Source organism: Evansella sp. AB-P1, from assembly GCF_029688925.1.
Lineage (GTDB): Bacteria > Bacillota > Bacilli > Bacillales > Salisediminibacteriaceae > Evansella.
Window position 1 is genome coordinate 16,193 of record NZ_JARUKY010000025.1, and the last position, 20,085, is coordinate 36,277.

General features: G+C 36.6%; 21 protein-coding genes and 1 riboswitch. Of the genes, 16 read left to right on the forward strand and 5 right to left on the reverse strand.

Annotated elements, in window-relative coordinates; genetic code table 11:
- Window positions 1–339 precede the first annotated feature (339 nt).
- The 9 genes from rhaD (at window position 340) to QA612_RS19925 (ending at window position 7,711) form a co-directional block, all read left to right on the forward strand.
- Complete coding sequence (gene rhaD / locus QA612_RS19885) at window positions 340–1,179, forward strand: rhamnulose-1-phosphate aldolase (protein WP_278285621.1); 840 nt, start codon at window positions 340–342, stop codon at window positions 1,177–1,179.
- 190 nt (window positions 1,180–1,369) lie between these two features.
- Window positions 1,370–3,457, forward strand: coding sequence for a bifunctional aldolase/short-chain dehydrogenase (locus QA612_RS19890; protein ID WP_278285622.1), 2,088 nt, complete (start codon window positions 1,370–1,372; stop codon window positions 3,455–3,457).
- 191 nt (window positions 3,458–3,648) lie between these two features.
- Window positions 3,649–4,410: a DeoR/GlpR family DNA-binding transcription regulator gene (locus QA612_RS19895; protein WP_278285623.1), complete on the forward strand. Its 762-nt coding sequence runs from the start codon at window positions 3,649–3,651 to the stop codon at window positions 4,408–4,410.
- Window positions 4,411–4,554: 144 nt separating this feature from the next.
- Window positions 4,555–5,001, forward strand: coding sequence for a hypothetical protein (locus tag QA612_RS19900; RefSeq protein ID WP_278285580.1), 447 nt, complete (start codon window positions 4,555–4,557; stop codon window positions 4,999–5,001).
- 177 nt (window positions 5,002–5,178) lie between these two features.
- Window positions 5,179–5,439, forward strand: a complete 261-nt coding sequence (locus tag QA612_RS19905; RefSeq protein ID WP_278285581.1) for a metal-sensitive transcriptional regulator — start codon at window positions 5,179–5,181, stop codon at window positions 5,437–5,439.
- Between the two features lie 211 nt (window positions 5,440–5,650).
- The gene (locus tag QA612_RS19910) at window positions 5,651–5,974 is read left to right on the forward strand and encodes a rhodanese-like domain-containing protein (RefSeq protein WP_278285582.1); all 324 of its coding nucleotides are present in this window, start codon (window positions 5,651–5,653) and stop codon (window positions 5,972–5,974) included.
- Window positions 5,975–6,557: 583 nt separating this feature from the next.
- Window positions 6,558–6,692 (forward strand): hypothetical protein, encoded by a 135-nt coding sequence (locus QA612_RS19915; RefSeq protein ID WP_278285583.1) that lies wholly within the window; start codon window positions 6,558–6,560, stop codon window positions 6,690–6,692.
- A gap of 167 nt (window positions 6,693–6,859) precedes the next feature.
- Window positions 6,860–7,243, forward strand: coding sequence for a DUF302 domain-containing protein (locus QA612_RS19920; RefSeq protein ID WP_278285584.1), 384 nt, complete (start codon window positions 6,860–6,862; stop codon window positions 7,241–7,243).
- Between the two features lie 51 nt (window positions 7,244–7,294).
- Window positions 7,295–7,711 (forward strand): rhodanese-like domain-containing protein, encoded by a 417-nt coding sequence (locus tag QA612_RS19925; RefSeq protein WP_278285585.1) that lies wholly within the window; start codon window positions 7,295–7,297, stop codon window positions 7,709–7,711.
- A gap of 228 nt (window positions 7,712–7,939) precedes the next feature.
- A riboswitch (cobalamin riboswitch) is annotated at window positions 7,940–8,117 on the forward strand.
- A gap of 66 nt (window positions 8,118–8,183) precedes the next feature.
- Here the strand turns inward: QA612_RS19925 and QA612_RS19930 are convergent.
- Entirely contained in the window at window positions 8,184–8,315 is a 132-nt protein-coding gene (locus tag QA612_RS19930; RefSeq protein ID WP_278285586.1) for a hypothetical protein, read from the reverse strand.
- Window positions 8,316–8,348: 33 nt separating this feature from the next.
- Between QA612_RS19930 and QA612_RS19935 the strand changes: the two genes are divergently transcribed.
- From QA612_RS19935 to uxuA, 6 genes are all read left to right on the forward strand, one after another.
- On the forward strand, window positions 8,349–10,229 hold the full coding sequence (locus tag QA612_RS19935; RefSeq protein WP_278285587.1) for an anaerobic ribonucleoside triphosphate reductase: 1,881 nt from the start codon (window positions 8,349–8,351) through the stop codon (window positions 10,227–10,229).
- 17 nt (window positions 10,230–10,246) lie between these two features.
- Window positions 10,247–10,705: an anaerobic ribonucleoside-triphosphate reductase activating protein gene (gene nrdG / locus QA612_RS19940; RefSeq protein ID WP_278285624.1), complete on the forward strand. Its 459-nt coding sequence runs from the start codon at window positions 10,247–10,249 to the stop codon at window positions 10,703–10,705.
- A 236-nt stretch (window positions 10,706–10,941) separates the two neighbouring features.
- On the forward strand, window positions 10,942–11,964 hold the full coding sequence (locus QA612_RS19945) for an ATP-binding cassette domain-containing protein (protein WP_278285588.1): 1,023 nt from the start codon (window positions 10,942–10,944) through the stop codon (window positions 11,962–11,964).
- Window positions 11,961–12,800: an ABC transporter permease gene (locus QA612_RS19950; RefSeq protein ID WP_278285589.1), complete on the forward strand. Its 840-nt coding sequence runs from the start codon at window positions 11,961–11,963 to the stop codon at window positions 12,798–12,800. The genes QA612_RS19945 and QA612_RS19950 overlap by 4 nt, the downstream gene beginning before the upstream one ends.
- A gap of 149 nt (window positions 12,801–12,949) precedes the next feature.
- Window positions 12,950–13,663, forward strand: a complete 714-nt coding sequence (locus QA612_RS19955; RefSeq protein ID WP_278285590.1) for a GntR family transcriptional regulator — start codon at window positions 12,950–12,952, stop codon at window positions 13,661–13,663.
- A 468-nt stretch (window positions 13,664–14,131) separates the two neighbouring features.
- Complete coding sequence (gene uxuA, locus QA612_RS19960) at window positions 14,132–15,178, forward strand: mannonate dehydratase (protein ID WP_278285591.1); 1,047 nt, start codon at window positions 14,132–14,134, stop codon at window positions 15,176–15,178.
- A gap of 197 nt (window positions 15,179–15,375) precedes the next feature.
- Here uxuA and QA612_RS19965 read toward each other — a convergent pair whose 3' ends face one another.
- Both QA612_RS19965 and hmpA read right to left on the reverse strand, forming a co-directional pair.
- Window positions 15,376–15,756 (reverse strand): hypothetical protein, encoded by a 381-nt coding sequence (locus QA612_RS19965; protein ID WP_278285592.1) that lies wholly within the window; start codon window positions 15,754–15,756, stop codon window positions 15,376–15,378.
- A gap of 164 nt (window positions 15,757–15,920) precedes the next feature.
- Window positions 15,921–17,153: an NO-inducible flavohemoprotein gene (gene hmpA / locus QA612_RS19970; RefSeq protein ID WP_278285593.1), complete on the reverse strand. Its 1,233-nt coding sequence runs from the start codon at window positions 17,151–17,153 to the stop codon at window positions 15,921–15,923.
- A 202-nt stretch (window positions 17,154–17,355) separates the two neighbouring features.
- On the opposite strand from hmpA, the gene QA612_RS19975 reads away from it, so the two are divergent.
- A complete protein-coding gene (locus QA612_RS19975) occupies window positions 17,356–17,793 on the forward strand; it encodes an Rrf2 family transcriptional regulator (RefSeq protein WP_278285594.1) in 438 nt (145 codons plus the stop codon).
- 275 nt (window positions 17,794–18,068) lie between these two features.
- On the opposite strand, the gene thiO is transcribed toward QA612_RS19975, so the two are convergent.
- Both thiO and QA612_RS19985 read right to left on the reverse strand, forming a co-directional pair.
- The gene (gene thiO / locus QA612_RS19980) at window positions 18,069–19,181 is read right to left on the reverse strand and encodes a glycine oxidase ThiO (RefSeq protein ID WP_278285595.1); all 1,113 of its coding nucleotides are present in this window, start codon (window positions 19,179–19,181) and stop codon (window positions 18,069–18,071) included.
- Between the two features lie 98 nt (window positions 19,182–19,279).
- Window positions 19,280–20,062 carry a thiazole synthase gene (locus QA612_RS19985; protein WP_278285596.1) on the reverse strand — a complete coding sequence of 261 codons (783 nt, stop codon included), beginning with the start codon at window positions 20,060–20,062 and terminating at the stop codon, window positions 19,280–19,282.
- Between the last annotated feature and the right edge of the window lie 23 nt (window positions 20,063–20,085).

Consider the following 20,085-nt stretch of genomic DNA (forward strand, 5'->3'; position numbering starts at 1 on the left):
ATTGAACGAAAAAATTAGAACACTGTAGCAGTTTTGAAAACAACTAATCGGACATAGAGAACGGATCCAATGAAGGGTTCGTTCTTTCATTTGTGTTTGTAACTTAAAATGTTTCGTTAAATTTGACTTTTACGTGACAAAACAGATTTAAAATAACATAATCAAAAACAAACAAACATTTTAATATTGACTTAATACTGTAAACCTCATAATATAAAAGTAGGTTTAAAAGTGAAATACTGAACAAAATCTGCTTTTTTATGTAGGGAATGTAGGTAAATATAGATTGTTTTGAAGGAGTGAGTATCCGTGATTAATGATAAAAACTTGCAAAATGCATTGCTAGAGATAATTGATAAAAAGGTCATTGAATCACCTATTGTTAAAGGGATGATTGAGGCAACTGATAACATGTGGCGAATGGGGTGGGATGAAAGAAATGGTGGGAATATCAGTTATCTTTTAATGGAAGATGAAATTATACCTTATATTGACACAACAAGAGTACTTCGCACGTTGAAATTAAATTTCCCAGTACCAGAGCTAGCTGGTAAATACTTTCTTGTTACAGGATCAGGAAAGTATTTTAAAAACGTTAAAAATAATCCTTCAGATTGTCTTGGGATAATACAAGTTAGCGACTGCGGTTCTGATATTGATATTTTATGGGGGCTTGAGAACGACGGGCAACCTACCAGTGAACTTCCTTCTCACTTTATGAGCCATATTGCAAGGTTAGAAGTAGATCCTAACCACCGTGTTATTATGCATAATCATGCTACTAATCTATTAGCGATGACTTTTACACACGAGCTTGATGAAAATGAATTTACTCGTACATTATGGCAAATGTGTACAGAATGTGTTGTAGTGTTCCCTCATGGTGTAGGAATATTACCCTGGATGATCCCTGGAACAGATGCTATTGGAAAAAAGACAGCAGAGAAAATGAAGGAATTCGAATTAGTTGTATGGCCACATCATGGAGTGTTTGGAGCTGGAGCAACAATAGATGAAACATTTGGTTTAATTGAAACGGCAGAAAAGGCAGCGCAAATATATACAATCATTAACTCACACCAAGGTGGAGTAATGCAGGTTATTACGGATGCAGAATTGCTTGAATTGGCAAAAGCATTCGGCGTCACTCCGAAATCAGGTGTACTGAAAGCAAATTAATGATAATAAAGGGTATCATTTCGGGTTTTAATAACCTAAATGATACCCTTTTTTATAAATGAAGAAGGAAAAGGTGTTATTAAGGTTTGAAAGTTGAATATATTTTTTTAAAACAAAATTAATATAAAGTAATTCAAACATAAAAAAAGTTATGTTAAACTGTAATTATAGGTAAATCAAAAATAATCAAATAAAAACGGAGGTTGTCATGGTTAAAAATTTATGGGGTGAACAGGAAGCAAAAGGTTTGAAAACGGGTTTAGATGAATTAGTATATCGTTCGAATTTAATTGGTTCCGATCGTGCTGTTTGTAACTGGGGTGGCGGTAATACATCAATGAAAACTGTGGAAAAGGATTTCCGAGGCCGCGATATTGAAGTTATGTGGGTGAAGGGAAGCGGATCTGACTTAGCAACCATGAAGCACAAGAACTTTACAGGATTAAATATGGAAGATATTCGCCCGTTAATGGAACGAGATGAAATGCCAGATGAAGAAATGGTAGAATACTTATCCCATTGTATGATTGATAGTAAACACCCAAGAGCCTCTATTGAAACCTTGTTACATGCATTTTTACCATACAAGCATGTAGATCACACACATCCAGATGCAATTATAAGTCTTTGCTGTGCCGATAATGGAAGACAGTTAGCAGAAGAAATATTCGGTAACCGTTTTGTTTGGGTACCTTATATTCGTCCTGGTTTTACACTATCGAAGATGATTGCAGAGGGGGTACAAAACAATCCTAACGCTGAGCTTGTATTAATGGAAAAGCACGGATTAGTTGTATGGGGAGAAACTGCTAAGGAGAGCTACGATAAAACTATCTCCGTTATTAATGAAGCAGAATCGTATATTAATGAGAAAATTGAAGAGAAGAAAGTATTTGGTGGACAAAAATATCAATCACTATCTGAGCAGGAGAAAAAAGATGTGTTAAATCAAGTGTTACCTGTTATTCGTGGAGCCGTTAGTGATGAGAAGAAAATGCTATTAACCTATGATACTGGTGAAAATATACTAGAGTTCGTAAATAGTCACGATGCACCAGTACTTTCCCAAGTTGGAGCTGCTTGTCCGGATCACTTAGTTCATACAAAACGAGTACCACTCTATATTGATTGGGATCCACAAACGAAAGACGTTAATCAGTTAATTTCGTCCATAAAAGCAGGTGTAGAAGGCTTCAAGGAAGAGTATAATGATTATTTTGAACGTAATAAAAATGATGGTGACGTAATAATGGAGCCAGCTCCACGAGTGATATTAATCCCTGGTATTGGTATGGTGAACTCAGGGAAAAATATGGTCATGGCGAATGTTAGTGGAGCTCTTTACACTCGTGCCATTTCCGTCATGAAAGGATCTACTGCACTAGGAAACTTTGTATCTTTAAATGAAAACGAATCTTATAATATTGAATATTGGCCACTTGAGCTATATAAATTATCTCTTGCTCCAGCAGAAGCTGAATTCTCTAGGAAAGTTGCCTTTATAACAGGAGGTGCTGGTGGAATTGGAAGTGCTACTGCAAGAAAGTTTATTTCAGAAGGCGCACATGTCGTTTTAGCAGATTTAAACCTAGAAGGTGCAGAGAAAATTGCAGCTAAACTGAATGAAGAGTTTGGTGAAGGACGTGCTCTTGCCATTAAAATGGATGTTACTAGTGAAGAACAGGTTCAAGCTGCCTTTGAAGCAACTGCATTAACGTATGGCGGGGTTGATATTATCGTAAATAATGCAGGTCTTGCAACTTCAAGCCCATTCGATGAAACGACATTAAAAGAGTGGAACTTAAACATGAATGTTCTTGGTACGGGTTATTTTTTAGTCGCACGTGAAGCATTTAAACAAATGAAAACACAAGCAATTGGAGGAAGCATGGTCTTCGTCGGGTCTAAAAACTCGATATATGCTGGAAAAAATGCAGCAGCATACAGCTCTGTGAAAGCAATGGAAACACATTTAGCTCGATGTATTGCTGCAGAAGGGGGAGAGTACGGAATACGTGTGAACTCTGTTTTACCTGATGCAGTATTACAAGGTTCTGCCATTTGGGGTTCCCGGTGGAGAGAAGAACGTGCAGCTGCCTATGGGATTGATCCTGATCAATTAGAAGAACATTACCGTAAACGTACAACATTATTAGTAAACATTCTTCCAGAGGACATTGCAGACTCTATTGCATTTTTCTCCTCATCCAAAGCAGAAAAAACGACAGGTTCTATGATTACAGTAGATGGAGGAGTACCAGCAGCCTTCACTAGATAAATTGAAATAACTAACAATAGAGTGTTTTTAATTGGGAATCACAACTTATATTATGGCTACAAAGACAGTAGTGGTGAATGTAATATTTGGTATTTAAACTCCAATTAAGGTATTCTATATTGTAATGATATGCAAGTACGACACATGGAAATAAGTTTGGATTGTACATGAATGAGAGGGAATGGTTCATAATGCTTGCTGAAGAAAGATATAAAAAAATTGTTTTACTAGTTAATGAACGGGGCAGTATTCGCGTATCTGAACTGAGTGAGATCTTTGGAGTAACAGAAGAAACGATTAGACGAGATTTAGGGAAGCTAGAACGGGAAGGTAAATTAACTAGAAGTCATGGTGGGGCAGTGTCTGTAGAAACAAGTCGATCGGAAATATCATATACAAAACGCGAAGTAATGAATATAGAAGAAAAAAAGAACATTGCTGTTGAGGTCATCAGTCATATTCATGAAGATGATAGGATCTTCTTAGATGCCAGCACTACAGCATGGTATGTGGCAGCTCGCCTACCAAATATGTCATTAACAGTTTTAACAAACTCTATGAAAGTTGCTTTGGAATTAAGTGAAAAAGAGAAGATCAATGTTATTTGTATAGGTGGTACGTTAACGAAAATGTCCCTTTCATTCGTAGGTCCCTTAGCTGAGAAATCCATTGATCAATATTTTATCGATAAGGCATTTATATCTAGTAAGGGCATTGATATTAAAAGAGGAATAAGTGACGATAGCGAGCTACAAGCTCGCTTAAGACTTAAAGTAATTGAACTTTCTGATCAGGTTTATTATATGGCTGACTATAGTAAATTTGGCACTCGCGCCTTAACTAAAATCAGTAATATAGACAGTATCCATAACATCATCACAGATAAATATACAGATGAGACAACGATTCAGAATCTAAGAGATAAAGGGATAAATGTAATTATTGCAACTTAAATTATGGGATATAGGGACGGTTCTACTGATTCTTTCGTTTCGCTAAACGAAAGAATCAGTAGAACCGTCCTAAATAAATTTTAGGGGCAAATAATTATCTAAAGGCATAGTATATATGGAATTTTTTATAAGTAGGTGAATGTATTGTATTATTTTCATCCATATCCACAAGAAGATTGGTCATCTGTATTACAACTTTTAACCCAAAGTATGCAAGGGGAAGAGATGGTCTGTTCCATGAGTTCTCAACTGTATCACATTCCTGCAACGGAAAATTTGGAAGGACTGGATCAAATGCATGAGCAATTGTATGAATCTTCCTATCATCGGGTGACTGCTTTGGGTAGTGCAAAACGATTGCAAAGTGGGGAAAGCCACGAAACAATTGTTAAAACCATGGTTTCCTGTGTTGATAATGCATTATTAGCAGATCATGAGGTAACAAGATGGCTACCTGTTATGAAGGGAAATGCCCCTGTTGAATTTAAGGAATTTATCCAAAGTTTAATCAGTTGGCAGGAACAGACTGTACAGAGTTTAACAAAGGCACAACAGCAACTAAGACAAATGGGCTTTACCTCTAATAATTAACTGATCACAAGTAGATTTAGTAAATGAAAAATGGAAGGAAGCAAGGGGATAAACTCTTGCTTCCTTCTTTTTGCTATAGAAATGATTCATGAGAACCATCTTCAAGTTGACATTATACCTATGCGGGTATAGTGTATAAAGTATATTGACACGTTTTTTTGATTTGGAGGGAAATGTATGGAATATACGGATCAAATGAAAAATAGAGTAAAACGAATAGAAGGACAAGTGAAAGCTATTTTAAGAATGATGGAAGAAGAAAAGGACTGTAAAGATCTTGTTGTTCAACTTTCAGCTGCAAGAAATGCACTTGATCGTACGATAGGTCTTGTTGTAAGTACAAACTTAGAGCATTGTGTTAGAGAGCAAATAGAAAAAGGTGAAGATACAGAACAATTTATTCAAGAAGCTGTAAATTTATTAGTAAAAAGTAGATAGGGATAGTCGTTTATTGGGGTGACAAGTGGCTGTACATGCACTTGAAATACCCCTATAGGTGTCTTCACTTGTATTTTGATCATTTATTAGTAAAAAATTTTGTTAGTGTATATACTTATACGGGTATATGTATGTGGGGAACTGAAATAAATCAATTAATCATGTTTTCAAGACACATGCTTCATACAAAAGAATAAAGGAGATCTGTAGGATGGACATCATTATCAATATTCTAATATTTGGGCTTATTGCTTTATTTTTCATTAACAAATTCGTACCAGTTAAAGGGGTTAATCAAATCTCTATTGCTGAATTAAAGGATAAACTTAAAAAGAAAGATATTCAGTTTGTTGATGTAAGAACAACAGGGGAGTACGTTAATAGCCACATTAAAGAATTTATAAACATACCCCTTCACGAATTATCAAAAGATGCTAAACAATTATCAAAGGATAAAGAAGTGGTTGTTATTTCTCAAAGTGGGATGAGAACTGATACTCCCACGGCTAAAGCCAGTGGGGTTCTAAGATACTGACAGGCTTTTCAAGAGTGCCCTTATCTCTCAAAAGAGAGAGTTTCCACTCAAGCACTAACCTGTTTCTCTTAGAACATCAATGGACGTATAGCGTATAGCTAGGCACTTCGTCAAGCCAGCCTAAAAGACCTCTTGTGTGCTTATCGTTCCGTATCGGTCGTATCAAACCGAAATTTTAAGGACGAACGTTGAAGATTTTACGTGGCAAACGTTATTTATCGCTTCTTGCCACAACTCCATATCTTCAGTTTTCAAAGAACATTTGTACTACTTGTAGAATAGCACAGGTGTTCGTATTATTCAATAATTTAGGCTAAAGCCTACCGAAAATTCATCCCATCTCTAAAGAGGGGCTACGCCCTGCATGCGCTTTCTTTTCGGAAATCTGTAAATGGTGGAATGAGTGCTTGGAATTAATGATGAAGGGAGATTATGGTAGTTGGGTTGAGTGAGGGAAAGAAAAAGGTGCGTGATATAATTTTTTAAAGTGATTATACCATCATAGGTATGGGGCATTATATGGAAATGATGATATAAGATTGAATGATTAGATTGAGGATAAGGAAAAAGGAGGCATACCACTATGTCGGAATTTAAGAAGCTAGATAATCGTGTAGTAATGGAGGTTGAGGAACTTTTTCGAAAGCAAATAGCCGTGAGAAAAAGCAGAGAAAATTGCCTGCTTTTTGACCGGGTACTTGGCTTTGGATCCTGGTAGGAGCCTATTTATTGATAACGTACTTTTTCTTCTAAAAGTAACATTAGAAATTTTGAGCCTATTTTATAGATTTTTGTTCCAAGTGGTAAACCAATAATTTGGAGTACACCTATACTTGTGGATAGGGTGAAAATAAGAAAACCAAATAAATAAAGGAGATGAGAATTATGTTTCATTATACTGTAAATTCTACAAGAGGAATCAAAGAGACGATCAGGAAGCTTCAAGATAGCTTACAAGAAGAGAAGTTTGGTGTCCTTTGGGAATTTGACGTTAAAGAAAAACTCCTAGAAAAAGGTTTAACATTTGATGAGGATTTTACCGTGTTAGAAGTTTGTAATCCCCATGAAGCGAAACGGGTACTAGATGTGAATAAACTTGCTGGGTATTTTCTTCCATGCAAAATCGTAGTCTATGTTGATCGAGGTGAGACAAAAATTGGAATGCCAAAACCTACAGAGTTGATAAAATCTGTAGATAATAAAAAGTTGATGGAGTTTGCGGCTGATATTGAAAAAAGGTTAATGAATGCCATTAACAAGAGTGTATAACAAACGTTATTAAAAAAGTTCGATTGTACCTAATTGGGAATATAAATGAACATGATAGAAAGGGGAGGAATAAGTTTGTTTAAAAAGTATTGGCATATTATCATATCAGCTATCATCTTACTCAGTATAGTGGGATATCAATTTTACCTTAAAAGTGGTATTGAACAGATTAATACGGCGGAACTTGCAGAAATGTTGAACAACCATGATACTGATAACATCTTCTTTTTAGATGTGCGAGAAGTGAATGAATATAACGAAGGCCATATTGAAGGTATGCTGAATATACCATTGAGTGTACTAGATACAGAATACAATGAGATTCCAAAAGATAATACAGTTGTAATTATTTGTCGCAGTGGAAACAGAAGTCTTCAAGCAGCCAATATACTAAAAGACCTTGGGTATAGCAAACTCATTAATGTTACTGGTGGTATGCTTAACTGGAATGGGAATGTGATTAAGTAACTGTTATGTACCTTTTTCATATTAAACGGGGAATCTTACATAATTATCTCTAATGGAGAAGCTGCAATAATCGACTCTACTCATATAACGAATTATCATAAAGATCTTGACACAGAAAAGATGCAAAACCGTCACCAAAAATCCCTTGTACAATTTACCATAGTATACTAAACTAGTATTGTTATTGTATATATTGTGTGTCAGTTAGAAATAAACAACTACATATTGTGATATGCCAGTAAAATTGGTGCCATACAGGCTTAATAGGGAATCTGGTGGAAGTCCAGAACTGTCCCCGCAACTGTAAGTGCTTACGAAATAAGTGAATCCACTGTCATTATGATGGGAAGGGCTTAAAGTAGAATGAAGCACAAGTCAGGAGACCTACCATTTTATGTTGCATTATCTTCTTCGGGAGCTGGGAAGGTAGAATGAGGGTATAAGTTATATAGGACGCTATTCATTTGTCTAGTTATGCCTGTTGAATGCTGCTTAGTTTACATTCTACTATTAAAAATCCATCTCCGAAAGGAGATGGATTTTTTCGATTGATTAATTGGGACGGTTCTTTTGAATCATTCGTTTCGCTAAACGAATGAATCACGAGAACCGTCCCCACAAAAAGGAGATGTTAGGAATGACCGTCAAAGGACCAACTAATCGTTTTACAAATGAATTATTGTCATCGTTTCACGACATTGTTTCTAGTTCTAATCAAGATCTTATTCAAGAGAATGCCAATGTGGATGGTCGTTCTCCTAGTGGTCAAATGAACAAGTTTGCTAGTGAGAGTGCCAAGGCATATGCCAAAAACTACTTATTAAGAAAAGAGGTTTGTGAGGCGGTAGATGCAAATTTCATCCATATCCATGACTTAGATTATATGGCTACTGGGACAACAACTTGCTGTCAAATTCCCCTTGGTGAACTTTTATCCAATGGTTTTGACACAGGCCACGGTTTTATGCGACCTCCTAAAACAATAATGACCGCTATGGCTTTAGCTGCGATTATTTTTCAAAGCAATCAAAACCAACAGCATGGTGGGCAAAGCTACCAAGCAATTGATTATGACTTAGCCCCTTATGTCAAAAAAACTTATGAAAAACACCTTAATAGGCTAGTAGGATATAAGTTATCATTTAACATGGATAAGCTAGAAGAAATAGCGTGGGAAGAGACAGATAAGGAATGTTATCAAGCGTGTGAAGCGTTTATACATAATTTAAACAGCCTTCATTCTCGGAGTGGTGGACAGGTTCCATTTACTTCTATTAATTACGGAACAGATACAAGTAAAGAAGGTCGACTCCTTGTAAAAAATCTTTTGTTAGCTACGAAAGCTGGTTTAGGAAAAGGTGAAACACCTATTTTTCCTATACAAATAATGAAGATGAAAAAAGGTGTTAATTTTTATGAAACTGATCCTAATTATGACTTATATGAACTAGCATTAGAAACGACAGCAGAAAGATTGTTTCCTAACTTCAGTTTTATTGATGCTCCTTTTAATCTTTATTACTATGAAGAAGGTAATCCTGCATCAGAAGTAGCGTACATGGGCTGCCGTACGAGAATAATGGGAAATCGACATGGTAATGGAATAGAAAATAGTGTGGCACGAGGGAATTTATCATTTACAAGTTTGAACCTTGTTCGAATTGCTCTCTCATCATGGGGGATTAATGATTTTTTTACGAACCTTGAAAAATATACAGACATTGTTATAAGGCAGCTTCACGATCGTTTACTCTTTCAATCAAAGAAGCTAGTGAAAGACTTTACGTTTTTACATGGTCAAGGGGTGTGGAAGGATAGTAATAAGCTTAATAAGGATGATACGTTACAGGATGTACTCAAGCATGGTAGCTTAAGTATTGGGTTTATTGGGCTTGCTGAATGCTTGAAGGCACTCACAGGAAAACATCATGGAGAGTGTGATGATGCACAAGAGCTTGGGGAAAAAATAGTTGCCTATTTACGACAAAAATGTGATCTGGCAAGTTCTGTTTATGATTTAAATTATACTCTGATCGGAACACCTGCAGAAGGACTTAGTGGTAAATTTACGAAGAGAGATAGAGAGAAATTCGGCCTTCTAAAAGACATTACAGATCGAGAATATTATACAAATTCATTTCACATCCCTGTTCATTTTCCGATCCGTGCAATTGAGAAAATAAAGCGTGAAGGGGTGTATCATTCGTATACGAATGCAGGTCATATAACGTACATTGAGGTCGATGGAGATGTTCGTAAAAATAGAAAAGCTATGGATACAATCGTAAAGACAATGGCGGAGCATGGAATTGGTTATGGAAGCATAAATCATCCTGTGGATCGTTGTAGATGCTGTGGTTATAACGGGAAAATTAATAATGAATGTCCTAATTGTTTTTCAACAGATGAACAGCACTTTGATAGGATTCGTCGGATTACAGGTTATTTAGTAGGAACGATGGACAAGTGGAATACGGCAAAGGCGGAAGAAGAAAGAAATCGACTGAGGCATTCCTAATGGACAAAGTGCAGGTTATGTCTATTTATCATGACTCTGTCGTAGATGGTGAAGGATTACGGACGGTTATTTTCTTTGCAGGTTGTCCACATTATTGTGAAGGTTGCCATAATCCCCAGTCTTGGAGCATATTCAATGGAAAAACTATGACTGTTGACGAAGTCGTACGGGAAGCGCTGAATCCTATGACAGATATTACTCTCAGTGGAGGAGACCCCTTCTTTCAAGCGAAAGCCGTAAAAGAAATTGCGAAACAGTTAAAGGCCTATGGTAAAAATATATGGGCATACACGGGTTGGACCCTTGAAGAAATTCAGAAAAGCAAGGACAATGATAAATTAGAATTATTGACCTATGTGGATGTACTAGTAGATGGTCCCTTCATACTTGCCGAAAAAGACCTAACGCTACCCTACCGCGGAAGTAAAAACCAACGGATTCTGAGGGACGGTTCTCATGAATCATTCGTTTTGTGAAACGAATGATTCGCTAGAACCGTCCCTACGACTCTAGACTGATTCATATTTAGTCTCTGGACTGTTATATAAATTTTATTGGTAACGTATAATTCATCTATGAAAATATTTCCTAATTTAACCGTTTAAGTTTTTTTACATCTGAACAAAGGTATTTGAAACTTTTTAAGCATTTAAGTCGTTAAATGATGATAGAATTACTTGAACATAGTTTTTAGAATAGGGGTTGTATACGTATGGGTGAAAAACATGCTAATGGAGAATTGGCAATTGAAGCAAAGGGCCTCAAGAAAATATTCGGGGAAAATAAAGCGGTAGATGGAGTAGATTTAGCAATACCTAAAGGGACCGTTTACGGTTTTCTAGGTCCTAATGGAGCAGGAAAGACAACAACAGTAAGGATGCTAGCAACGTTATTACGACCTGATGAAGGAAGTGTCAAAATACTTGGGTATGATCTCATGGGAGAGGCTACAGAAGTCCGAAAAAAAGTAAGCTTAACTGGTCAATTTGCATCTGTTGATGGGGACCTTTCTGGGATGGAGAACCTCATTTTGATTGGACGACTGCTTGGTTTTTCTAGAAAAGAAGCAAAAGAAAGGGCAATGGAACTTTTAACAGCTTTTGGTTTAAAGGATGCTGCTAAACAACAAGTGAAGAATTACTCTGGAGGGATGAAGCGGCGAATTGATATTGCAGCAAGTATCGTCGTTTCTCCTGAATTACTATTTCTTGATGAACCAACAACTGGACTAGACCCTCGTAGTCGTAATCAAGTTTGGGATATTATAAGAGTCCTTGTTAGTACTGGTACTACTGTGTTGTTAACGACACAATACCTGGAAGAAGCTGATCAGCTTGCGGACCGGATTGCTGTCATCGATCAAGGAAAAATTATTGCGGAAGGGACGAGTGGGGAACTGAAAGCCTCTGTTGGAGCAGGGAAACTACACGTTCGTGTTTTAGATCCAGATCAACGAGCAGAGGCTGCAAAACTTTTAACTGAGGAACTTCATGTAGATATTCAACTTCCTTCTGATCCATTGGCAATAGTAGCACAAGTATCTGATACGGAACTAGTAACAAATGCTCTAGGAAAATTAGCCAATGCGAATATAAAACTTACGGATTTTTCGCTAGGTCAACCAAGTCTTGATGAAGTTTTTCTCACGTTGACTGGAAAACCAGTTGAAGATCATATAGATGAGGAGAATGGTGAAGAAGTTCAACATATTCATAGAAAGGGGGAAGTAGGATGAATCATAATCTAGATACGGAAAATAAGCTTGAAGTAGATGAAGCGATGATTAGTGCTCTATCCAGTCGGGAACGTCCAGTAAAGCCAAATGGAATTTCCACTTCTCTTACGTTCGGTTGGCGAGCACTGTTAAAAATAAAATATGTCCCTGAACAAATGCTAGACGTTACTGCTTTCCCAATCATGTTTTTACTTATGTTTACTTACTTGTTCGGTGGCGCTATTGCTGGGTCAACGTCCGATTATTTACAATTCCTACTTCCAGGAATCTTAGCCATGACGGTAGTTACAATAACGATGTACACAGGAATGGAGCTCAACAACGACATTAGAAAAGGAGTCTTCGATCGTTTTCGTTCATTACCTATTTGGGGACCATCTGTTCTAGTAGGAATGTTACTTGTGGATACGGTTCGCTACTCATTAGCTTCTGCAATTATGATAACTCTTGGATTTATTATGGGGTTTCGGCCAGATGGTGGTTTAGTAGGGGTTTTACTTGGAGTAGGGCTTTTGCTTTTGTTTTCATTCAGTCTTTCTTGGATATGGACGACACTTGGACTGATTTTACGTTCTGAAAAATCATTAATGGGTGTTAGCATGTTGGTCCTCTTTCCATTAACTTTTGTTAGTAATGTGTTTGTTGATCCAAGAACATTACCATCATGGCTAGAAGCCTTTGTAGAGGTAAATCCCATCTCCTTACTTGTGACAGCTACTAGAGGCTTAATGCACGGAACTGCAACCATTGAAGAGATTAGTTGGGTTCTTCTAGCATCAGTTATTATAATAGGAATTTTCGCACCATTCACAATGTACTTGTACCGCAAAAAATAGGAGGGAATAGTAGGGACGGTTCTTTTGAATCATTCGTTTATCGAATCAAATGATTCTTGAGAACCGTCCCATAGTGCATAGGGAATTTAACTGATATAATTATAAGTAAGTATATTATATAAATGTCAAATTTGTAGGAGTTTATAAACATGATTGAATCACGACCTAAATTACCTGGAGAAAATAATAGAGATTATTCATACAAAGTAATTAAAGAAGCGATTATGTCATTACAACTAGAACCTGGTCGATCCATCAGTGAATCGGAGTTGTCAGAAGCTTTACAAATTTCTAGAACACCTATACGAGAAGTTATGGCAAAGCTAAGAGAAGAAAACTTAGTAGAAGTAATTCCTCAAGTAGGTACATATGTTTCAAAAATCAAACCGAGTTTAGTAGAACAAGCTATCTTTACTCGAATTATAATGGAAAAAGAAATATTGATAATGTCATGTAAACAATTTCCTAATGACAAAATTTTAGAACTAAAAAAGAATATAGCTCTTCAAGAACAGTTACAAGGTAAAGTAGGATTTGTTCATGAATTCCATAAATTAGATAATGATTTCCATGCCATTCTGTTTTTAGCAAATAATAAAGAAAATATTTGGGAAGCGATCAACCGACTTAGTACACATTATAATCGAGTGAGACTTATGTCAGAAATGAAACATGATTTTGATAATGCAATTGCACAGCACAATATAATTGTTAATATTATTGAAAATAAAAAAATTGACAAAGTAGAATCTATAGTACGACAACATATTATTGAACCTATAAACCTGTGGGAAGATCTGTACGAAGCTAATAGTCCATATGCAGGATATTTTGATTTAACTTTTAAATTGCCAGTAATCTAATTTAAAATTAGAAGGGTAGTTTTTTTTGATCTGCGTATATGTATACTAGTATACGTACGATAACTGTAAGATTTTTCATGGTGTCACATTAATAATTCCTAGTGATATAATACCTGTTTTGTGATGGACAGTTACAGTTCAAATAAAGGTAGATTAATATTTTTCAAAAGGTAAGCATTTATAAATTTTTTTCTAACGTTGTCTAGCTCCATGCGCCACCACCTCGTGTCAACTAACCTGTCCGTATAAAAAGTAAAAAGCACTTTTTAACGGCCAGAACATTTGCATATCGGTGGGAGACAGAATGTCGATATTACGCTGTTGCCTACAGGACGTAGGGTGTACTTAGGCGTAATTGGGGCGCCTTGCGCTTTTCTTATTAGATGATATTAATGTCTTCACATATTTATTGTAACATCTTTATATGCATGCTAGTATACAAGTATACAAGTGTTAGGGGTGATACATGTGGAAATGACATTTAGGTGGTATGGAGAAGATGACCCAGTCAAGCTAGAGTATATTGCTCAAATCCCTGGGATGAAGGGAATTGTAACAGCTATTTATGATGTTCCTGTTGGTGAAGTATGGCCAATGGATAAGATCATGGTATTAAAGGAAAAAGTGGAGAGTGTCGGGTTGAAAATATCTGTAATTGAAAGCGTTCCTGTTCATGAAGATATTAAATTAGGTTTACCATCGCGAGAAAAATACATTGAAAACTATAAGCAGACGATAAAAAATTTAGGGGTAGCTGGTATTCCGGTTATTTGCTATAACTTTATGCCAGTGTTTGATTGGACCCGTTCAGATTTATCTTATGAACTTCCAGATGGTTCTAAAACCTTAATATATGAAGAGGAAACGGTTCAAAAAATGAATCCGATGTTAGGTGAACTATCCCTTCCTGGGTGGGATACTTCATACGGCGAAGGAGGCTTAAAAGGCCTTTTGGAGCAGTATGAAAATGTAGATGAAGAAAAACTATGGGAACACTTAGGCTATTTTATTGGTGAAATTTTACCTGTTGCAGTAGAAAGTAAAGTGAAAATGGCTATTCACCCGGATGATCCACCGTGGTCTATCTTTGGCTTACCTCGGATTATTACAAACAAAGACAACCTTGAAAGGTTTCTAGGATTATATGATTCTCACTATCACGGACTTACACTTTGCTCTGGATCTTTAGGATGTGACCCTAATAATGATTTTGTGGAAATGGTAAAGTACTTTGGAGGAGTCAAAAATAGAGTCCATTTTGCACACTTAAGAAATGTGAAAATTACAAATGAAAAGTCATTCTGGGAAACTGCGCACTTATCTGAATGTGGCTCTCTAGACTTCTATGAAATTGTGAAAGCTTACATGGACTATGACTTTGCTGGACCATTTCGACCAGATCATGGGCGAATGATTTGGGGAGAGGAAGGAAGACCAGGGTACGGATTACATGATCGTGCTTTAGGAGCTGTCTATATAAACGGATTAATAGAAGCCATCAAAAAATCAAAATAGGAGATTTGGGGACGGTTCATATGATGCATTAAGTCAAATTATTGGAAGATGAACCTGCGTTACATCACACAACACTACTATAAAACAGGAGATAATTTTGTTTAAAAAACAAGCAGGATGATGTTATTACTTGCTTGTTTTTTAAATTAAGAGAATCGGTTCTCATGGTTCATTCGTTTTTCTAAACGAATGAATCACTAGAACCGTCCCCACGACTCCAATTCTTCCCAGTTTATCTTTTTTTCTTTGGGTTGAGCTTGATTACGGACATATGTTAAATGAAGATTTTGAGTGCTAATGAGTTCTCCAGCTATGTTATTTTTGACTGTTGGAAATACAAAACTCACATAATCATCCAGGTGTCTACAGCTTTTTCTTTCGTCTAACAGGACATTGAACCTTACTGCCACTCTAACAGTAAAACCTGTTTTGCTCATGAATGGATCTCCGATACTGATAATTTCTTTTGTTCTTAATGGATCACGAAGTCCATTTAAATAATTGGTAACAGTAGCTTCATATTCATTTTCGTTTTCTAGATCATAATAAAAATGGACAATAGTGTCAGCTTGTATCATTAATATAGCACTCCGTTTTACTCGACATTTTTAAAACTCAAGTAATATTTTAAATGATATGTGTGGAAATAGAAAGAGGGGAATGGGACACGGAGGGACGGTTCTAATGAATCTTTCGTTTAGCAAAACGAAAGATTCAACAGAACCGTCCCCACACCCCAATATTAATTTAGTTGATCAGCTGGACCAAAGAATTCAAAATGGATTTTTTCCTCAGGTACAAATTCTTTCAAAGTGCTGTTAACCACCTTCATAAAGGGAACTGGACCGCAGAAATAATACTCTCCGTTATCGTTATTTAAGATAGATTTTAACCAAGCATCATCTATGAAACCTTCTTTATGGAAGCGATTTTCAGCTCGATCATCTTCCGTTGGTTTTTCATAGCATATGTAGCTTGTTACATTTTCATATTTATTTACTATGTTTTTAACATGCTCATTCATTGCGTGAGTTTCCCCATTTATTGCAGCATGGATAAACGTTACTTTTCGCTGTGGTTGATCACGGACGATAGTATTTAACATACTAATCATTGGTGTTAATCCAACTCCTCCGCTAATTAATACGACTGGATCAGAATTTTCTTGGTTTAATACAAAATCTCCAGCAGGAGCTGTAACCTCCAGCACATCCCCTTCGTTCACGTTGTTATGAAGGTAATTTGAAACAATTCCATCAGGTGTCTCTCCATTTGAAGTCTCTTGTTTTACACTTATTCTGTAGTAATCCTTACCTGGTGAATCAGATAGACTATATTGGCGAATATGTGTATACTCTTCTCCGTTCATTTTGCATCGAACACTAATGTATTGACCGGCTTGGTAATTAGATATTGGACCACAGTCTTTTGCTTTTAAATAAAAAGAAGTAATCACACTGCTTTCTTTTACTTTTTTAGCTACTGTAAATTCTCTAAATCCGTTCCATCCACCTTGCTTTGTTGCAGATTCTTGATACATTTCTCTTTCAACTTGAATAAAGACATCTGCAATAATCCCGTAAGCTCTTCCCCAAGCATCAATAATTTCGTCCGTAGCAGCATCTCCTAACACGTCTTTGATTGCCAGTAATAAATGTTCACCAACGATTGGATAATGCTCCGCTTTAATTTCTAGACTTCGGTGTTTATGGGCAATTTGTTTAACTACTGGTAGGATGGCCTCTAAATTGTCTATATACTGCGCTGCAGCATAAATGGTGTTTGCAAGTGCTTTCGGCTGCTTCCCCTGTTTTTGATTTGCATGATTAAATATGTTTAATAGCTCTGGATGGTTCTTAAACATCATTTCATAAAAACGTTTTGTAATTGCCTCACCATGTTCCGCTAAAACAGGAACGGTAGATTTAATAATTTCAATTGTTTTTCTGTCTAATAGAGTCGTACTAGTTGTCATATTTTTACCCCTTTCCAACATTAACACTGTGTAAACATATATTTTGAATACAGGTTTTATTATAGGGGAGTTATCTGTATAAAAGAAGTATTTTAAATACATGTTCAAAAAATAGACACATTTAAAGGCTGTAATTATATTTTTATGATATAGTGTAGTAAAAATTGTGAAAGCAAATTTAAATGTATATTAGGTGATGATGATGCAATTAACGATCTATACGGACTACACGTTACGAGTGCTTCTTTTTCTAAGTATCCAACCGGAGAGCAAGCGATCAAATATTAAAGAAATAGCAGATTTTTATAAAATATCTAGTAATCACTTAAGTAAAGTTGTGTATGAGCTTGGAAAACTAGGAGTCATAGAAACAGTACGGGGGAGAAACGGTGGTATTAAGCTAGCAAAGGATCCAAGGGAAATTAATATTGGTGAAATTGTTCGCCATACGGAACGTCCAATTCATATTGTAGAGTGCTTTGACGATGAAAGAAATAATTGTAAAATAAGCCCAGCCTGTCGTTTAAAGGGAGTATTACAAGAAGCATTAAATGCCTATTTAGCTATACTAGATAAATACACATTGCAAGATCTTTTAGTAAATCAAGATCAATTAAAGGAGATAATCTTGAAAGAATAAATAACATGTGATGGGAATTTTAATTGATCTAGCTCAACTTGAGACATGAATTTTGTGTATTAATGAATAATTTTTCAGGAAAAATTTAAGTGGAGATTTCTGAATTAATTTGTAAAAAAGACTCATTATATCTTACTGTGAGTTAAGGATCAGAAAATATATCAAGCAGTTTATCCGCTAGGTGTATTTTTTTGTGAAAAACCTCAAAACCGTCCCTAAAAATCATAGTGAATCTTTCGTTTAGCGAAACGAAAGATTCACTAGAACCGTCCCCACTAGCTGAATCTTTCAGGGTGAAAGGCACGAGCTGTTTCTGGATCTAAACCTGTTCCTGAAACTATATCTGCAACTGCTTCGCCTGTTTTTGCGCTTAATAAAATACCGTTCCGATAATGGCCAGTAGCAAAGATGATATGTGGGTGCTCCTCAAGAGAGCCTAAAAGAGGAAAACCATCCTGAGTTGCTGGCCTTAGTCCTGCCCATGTATGAAAAGGAGTTTTTCTTTCTAAGAATGGAAGCATTCGTTTATTCCAGTTTACAAGTCTTGAAATACCTTTTTCAGTAACTGTTGTGGAAAATCCAGCAATATCCTCTGAAGCACCATTTACTAATGTACCATTCTCTTTTGGTACGAGGTACCCTTGACTGGAAGTTAAAATATGATTCACTTTTTCTTGGCCAAGTTCATATGCACAGATCTGCCCACGAATAGGGAACACTGGAATTCGTATGTCAAAGGTTTCTTCCAGTTCATTGGACCAAGCTCCTGAGCAAATGACGAGTCGGTCCCCAGTAAATGAAGCGCCTTCTTCAGTTTTTAGAACAAGGGAAGAGATCCAGCTTTCTACAGTTATAGAACCAGTATTTTCGTAAATGTTAACACCATTGTTTTCACAAGCAGTCTTCAAAGCTATGACATAATCTGGGGCGAACACGTGACTTTCTTCATTGGAATGAATCGCTGCCACCACATCGTCTGAAAGGTTTGGTTCTAAAGCTTTTAATCTGTTATGATCGACGATTTCAGCCTCTGAACCAAATTGCTTCTGCCATGCAATCCTTGATTCAAGGGCAAGGATGTCCGATTCATGATAAACGACATGAAGGCTTCCGCTTTCCGTATATTCAAAATCGATTCCCGATGCATGTTTCACATCTTGCTGCCATTCTTTAAACATTCTTAAACTACTTAGGCAGAATGTAAAAAAGGGATCTGGATCCTCGCTAATTTCAGAATATGGAGCAAGCATGCCGGCAGCAGCTCCTGATGCTTGTCCTCCGCAAGTTGTTTTTTCCAAGATAGTTACTTCATAGCCACGTCGACTTAGTGAAAATGCAGTAGCTAAGCCAATGACCCCTCCACCTAAAACTACTATATGTTCTTTCATCGTTGGTCCCCCTATTAGTTGGATTCAATTACAGGGTCTATATGAATATACTGTTATTAAATCCTTTGTGAAAAAATTGACGTATGAATTAATATCTTTTATTCAGGAATAAAGGATGTTAAACCACTAGAAGCAGTTGCATATTTTTTCTTTGGTATTCTTCCAGCTTCAAAGGACAAACGTCCAGCTTCAATAGCATGCTTCATGGCAAGTGCCATTTTCACAGGGTCTTTTGCTTTGGCGACAGGTGTGTTCATAAGTACACCATCAGCCCCTAGTTCCATTACTTGCGTAACATCCATAGCTGATCCTAAACCTGCATCAACAATAATTGGAACCTCAGCATCTTCAATGATTAAAGATAAGTTATAAGGGTTTAGCACTCCGAGCCCAGTTCCAATGGGAGCTCCACCAGGCATAACTGCTGCTGCTCCTGCTTCCTCTAGCCGCTTACATAAAACAGGGTCATCCGATGTGTATGGTAGGACGATGAATCCTTCATCTGCAAGGATTTGTGTTGCTTTTAATGTTTCAATAGGATCAGGTAGAAGTGTTTTTTCATTCGCACTGATTTCCACTTTAATCCAATCACTTAATCCAGATGCTTTCGCTAAACGGGCAATTCGGACAGCTTCCTCAGCCGTTTTTGCTCCAGATGTATTAGGTAAATATACGAAGGAGTGATCCTCGTCTAAATGCTGAAGAATGGCATCTTCATCAGGGTTTTCTAAATTTGCTCGGCGAATAGCAAACGTAAGTACACTCGTTTCAGATACACGAATTGCTTCATTTTGTACATAAGGGTTAGGATATCGTCCAGTCCCAAGGAAAAAACGAGACGAAAGCTCCTTACCAGCAATGGTTAGGTTTTTTGATTTCATAGTAACTTCCTCCTGTAATAGTA

What these genes read in the sequence shown, in the direction of transcription:
- QA612_RS19910 (WP_278285582.1), top strand. Translation starts at nt 5,651, where the DNA reads ATGGACATCATTATCAATATTCTAATATTTGGGCTTATTGCTTTATTT.
- QA612_RS19965 (WP_278285592.1), bottom strand. Translation starts at nt 15,756, where the DNA reads ATGATACAAGCTGACACTATTGTCCATTTTTATTATGATCTAGAAAAC.
- hmpA (WP_278285593.1), bottom strand. Translation starts at nt 17,153, where the DNA reads ATGACAACTAGTACGACTCTATTAGACAGAAAAACAATTGAAATTATT.
- QA612_RS19945 (WP_278285588.1), top strand. Translation starts at nt 10,942, where the DNA reads ATGGGTGAAAAACATGCTAATGGAGAATTGGCAATTGAAGCAAAGGGC.
- QA612_RS19955 (WP_278285590.1), top strand. Translation starts at nt 12,950, where the DNA reads ATGATTGAATCACGACCTAAATTACCTGGAGAAAATAATAGAGATTAT.
- nrdG (WP_278285624.1), top strand. Translation starts at nt 10,247, where the DNA reads ATGTCTATTTATCATGACTCTGTCGTAGATGGTGAAGGATTACGGACG.
- QA612_RS19950 (WP_278285589.1), top strand. Translation starts at nt 11,961, where the DNA reads ATGAATCATAATCTAGATACGGAAAATAAGCTTGAAGTAGATGAAGCG.
- QA612_RS19925 (WP_278285585.1), top strand. Translation starts at nt 7,295, where the DNA reads ATGATAGAAAGGGGAGGAATAAGTTTGTTTAAAAAGTATTGGCATATT.
- QA612_RS19935 (WP_278285587.1), top strand. Translation starts at nt 8,349, where the DNA reads ATGACCGTCAAAGGACCAACTAATCGTTTTACAAATGAATTATTGTCA.
- QA612_RS19905 (WP_278285581.1), top strand. Translation starts at nt 5,179, where the DNA reads ATGGAATATACGGATCAAATGAAAAATAGAGTAAAACGAATAGAAGGA.
- thiO (WP_278285595.1), bottom strand. Translation starts at nt 19,181, where the DNA reads ATGAAAGAACATATAGTAGTTTTAGGTGGAGGGGTCATTGGCTTAGCT.
- QA612_RS19985 (WP_278285596.1), bottom strand. Translation starts at nt 20,062, where the DNA reads ATGAAATCAAAAAACCTAACCATTGCTGGTAAGGAGCTTTCGTCTCGT.
- QA612_RS19915 (WP_278285583.1), top strand. Translation starts at nt 6,558, where the DNA reads ATGTCGGAATTTAAGAAGCTAGATAATCGTGTAGTAATGGAGGTTGAG.
- QA612_RS19895 (WP_278285623.1), top strand. Translation starts at nt 3,649, where the DNA reads ATGCTTGCTGAAGAAAGATATAAAAAAATTGTTTTACTAGTTAATGAA.
- QA612_RS19975 (WP_278285594.1), top strand. Translation starts at nt 17,356, where the DNA reads ATGCAATTAACGATCTATACGGACTACACGTTACGAGTGCTTCTTTTT.
- QA612_RS19920 (WP_278285584.1), top strand. Translation starts at nt 6,860, where the DNA reads ATGTTTCATTATACTGTAAATTCTACAAGAGGAATCAAAGAGACGATC.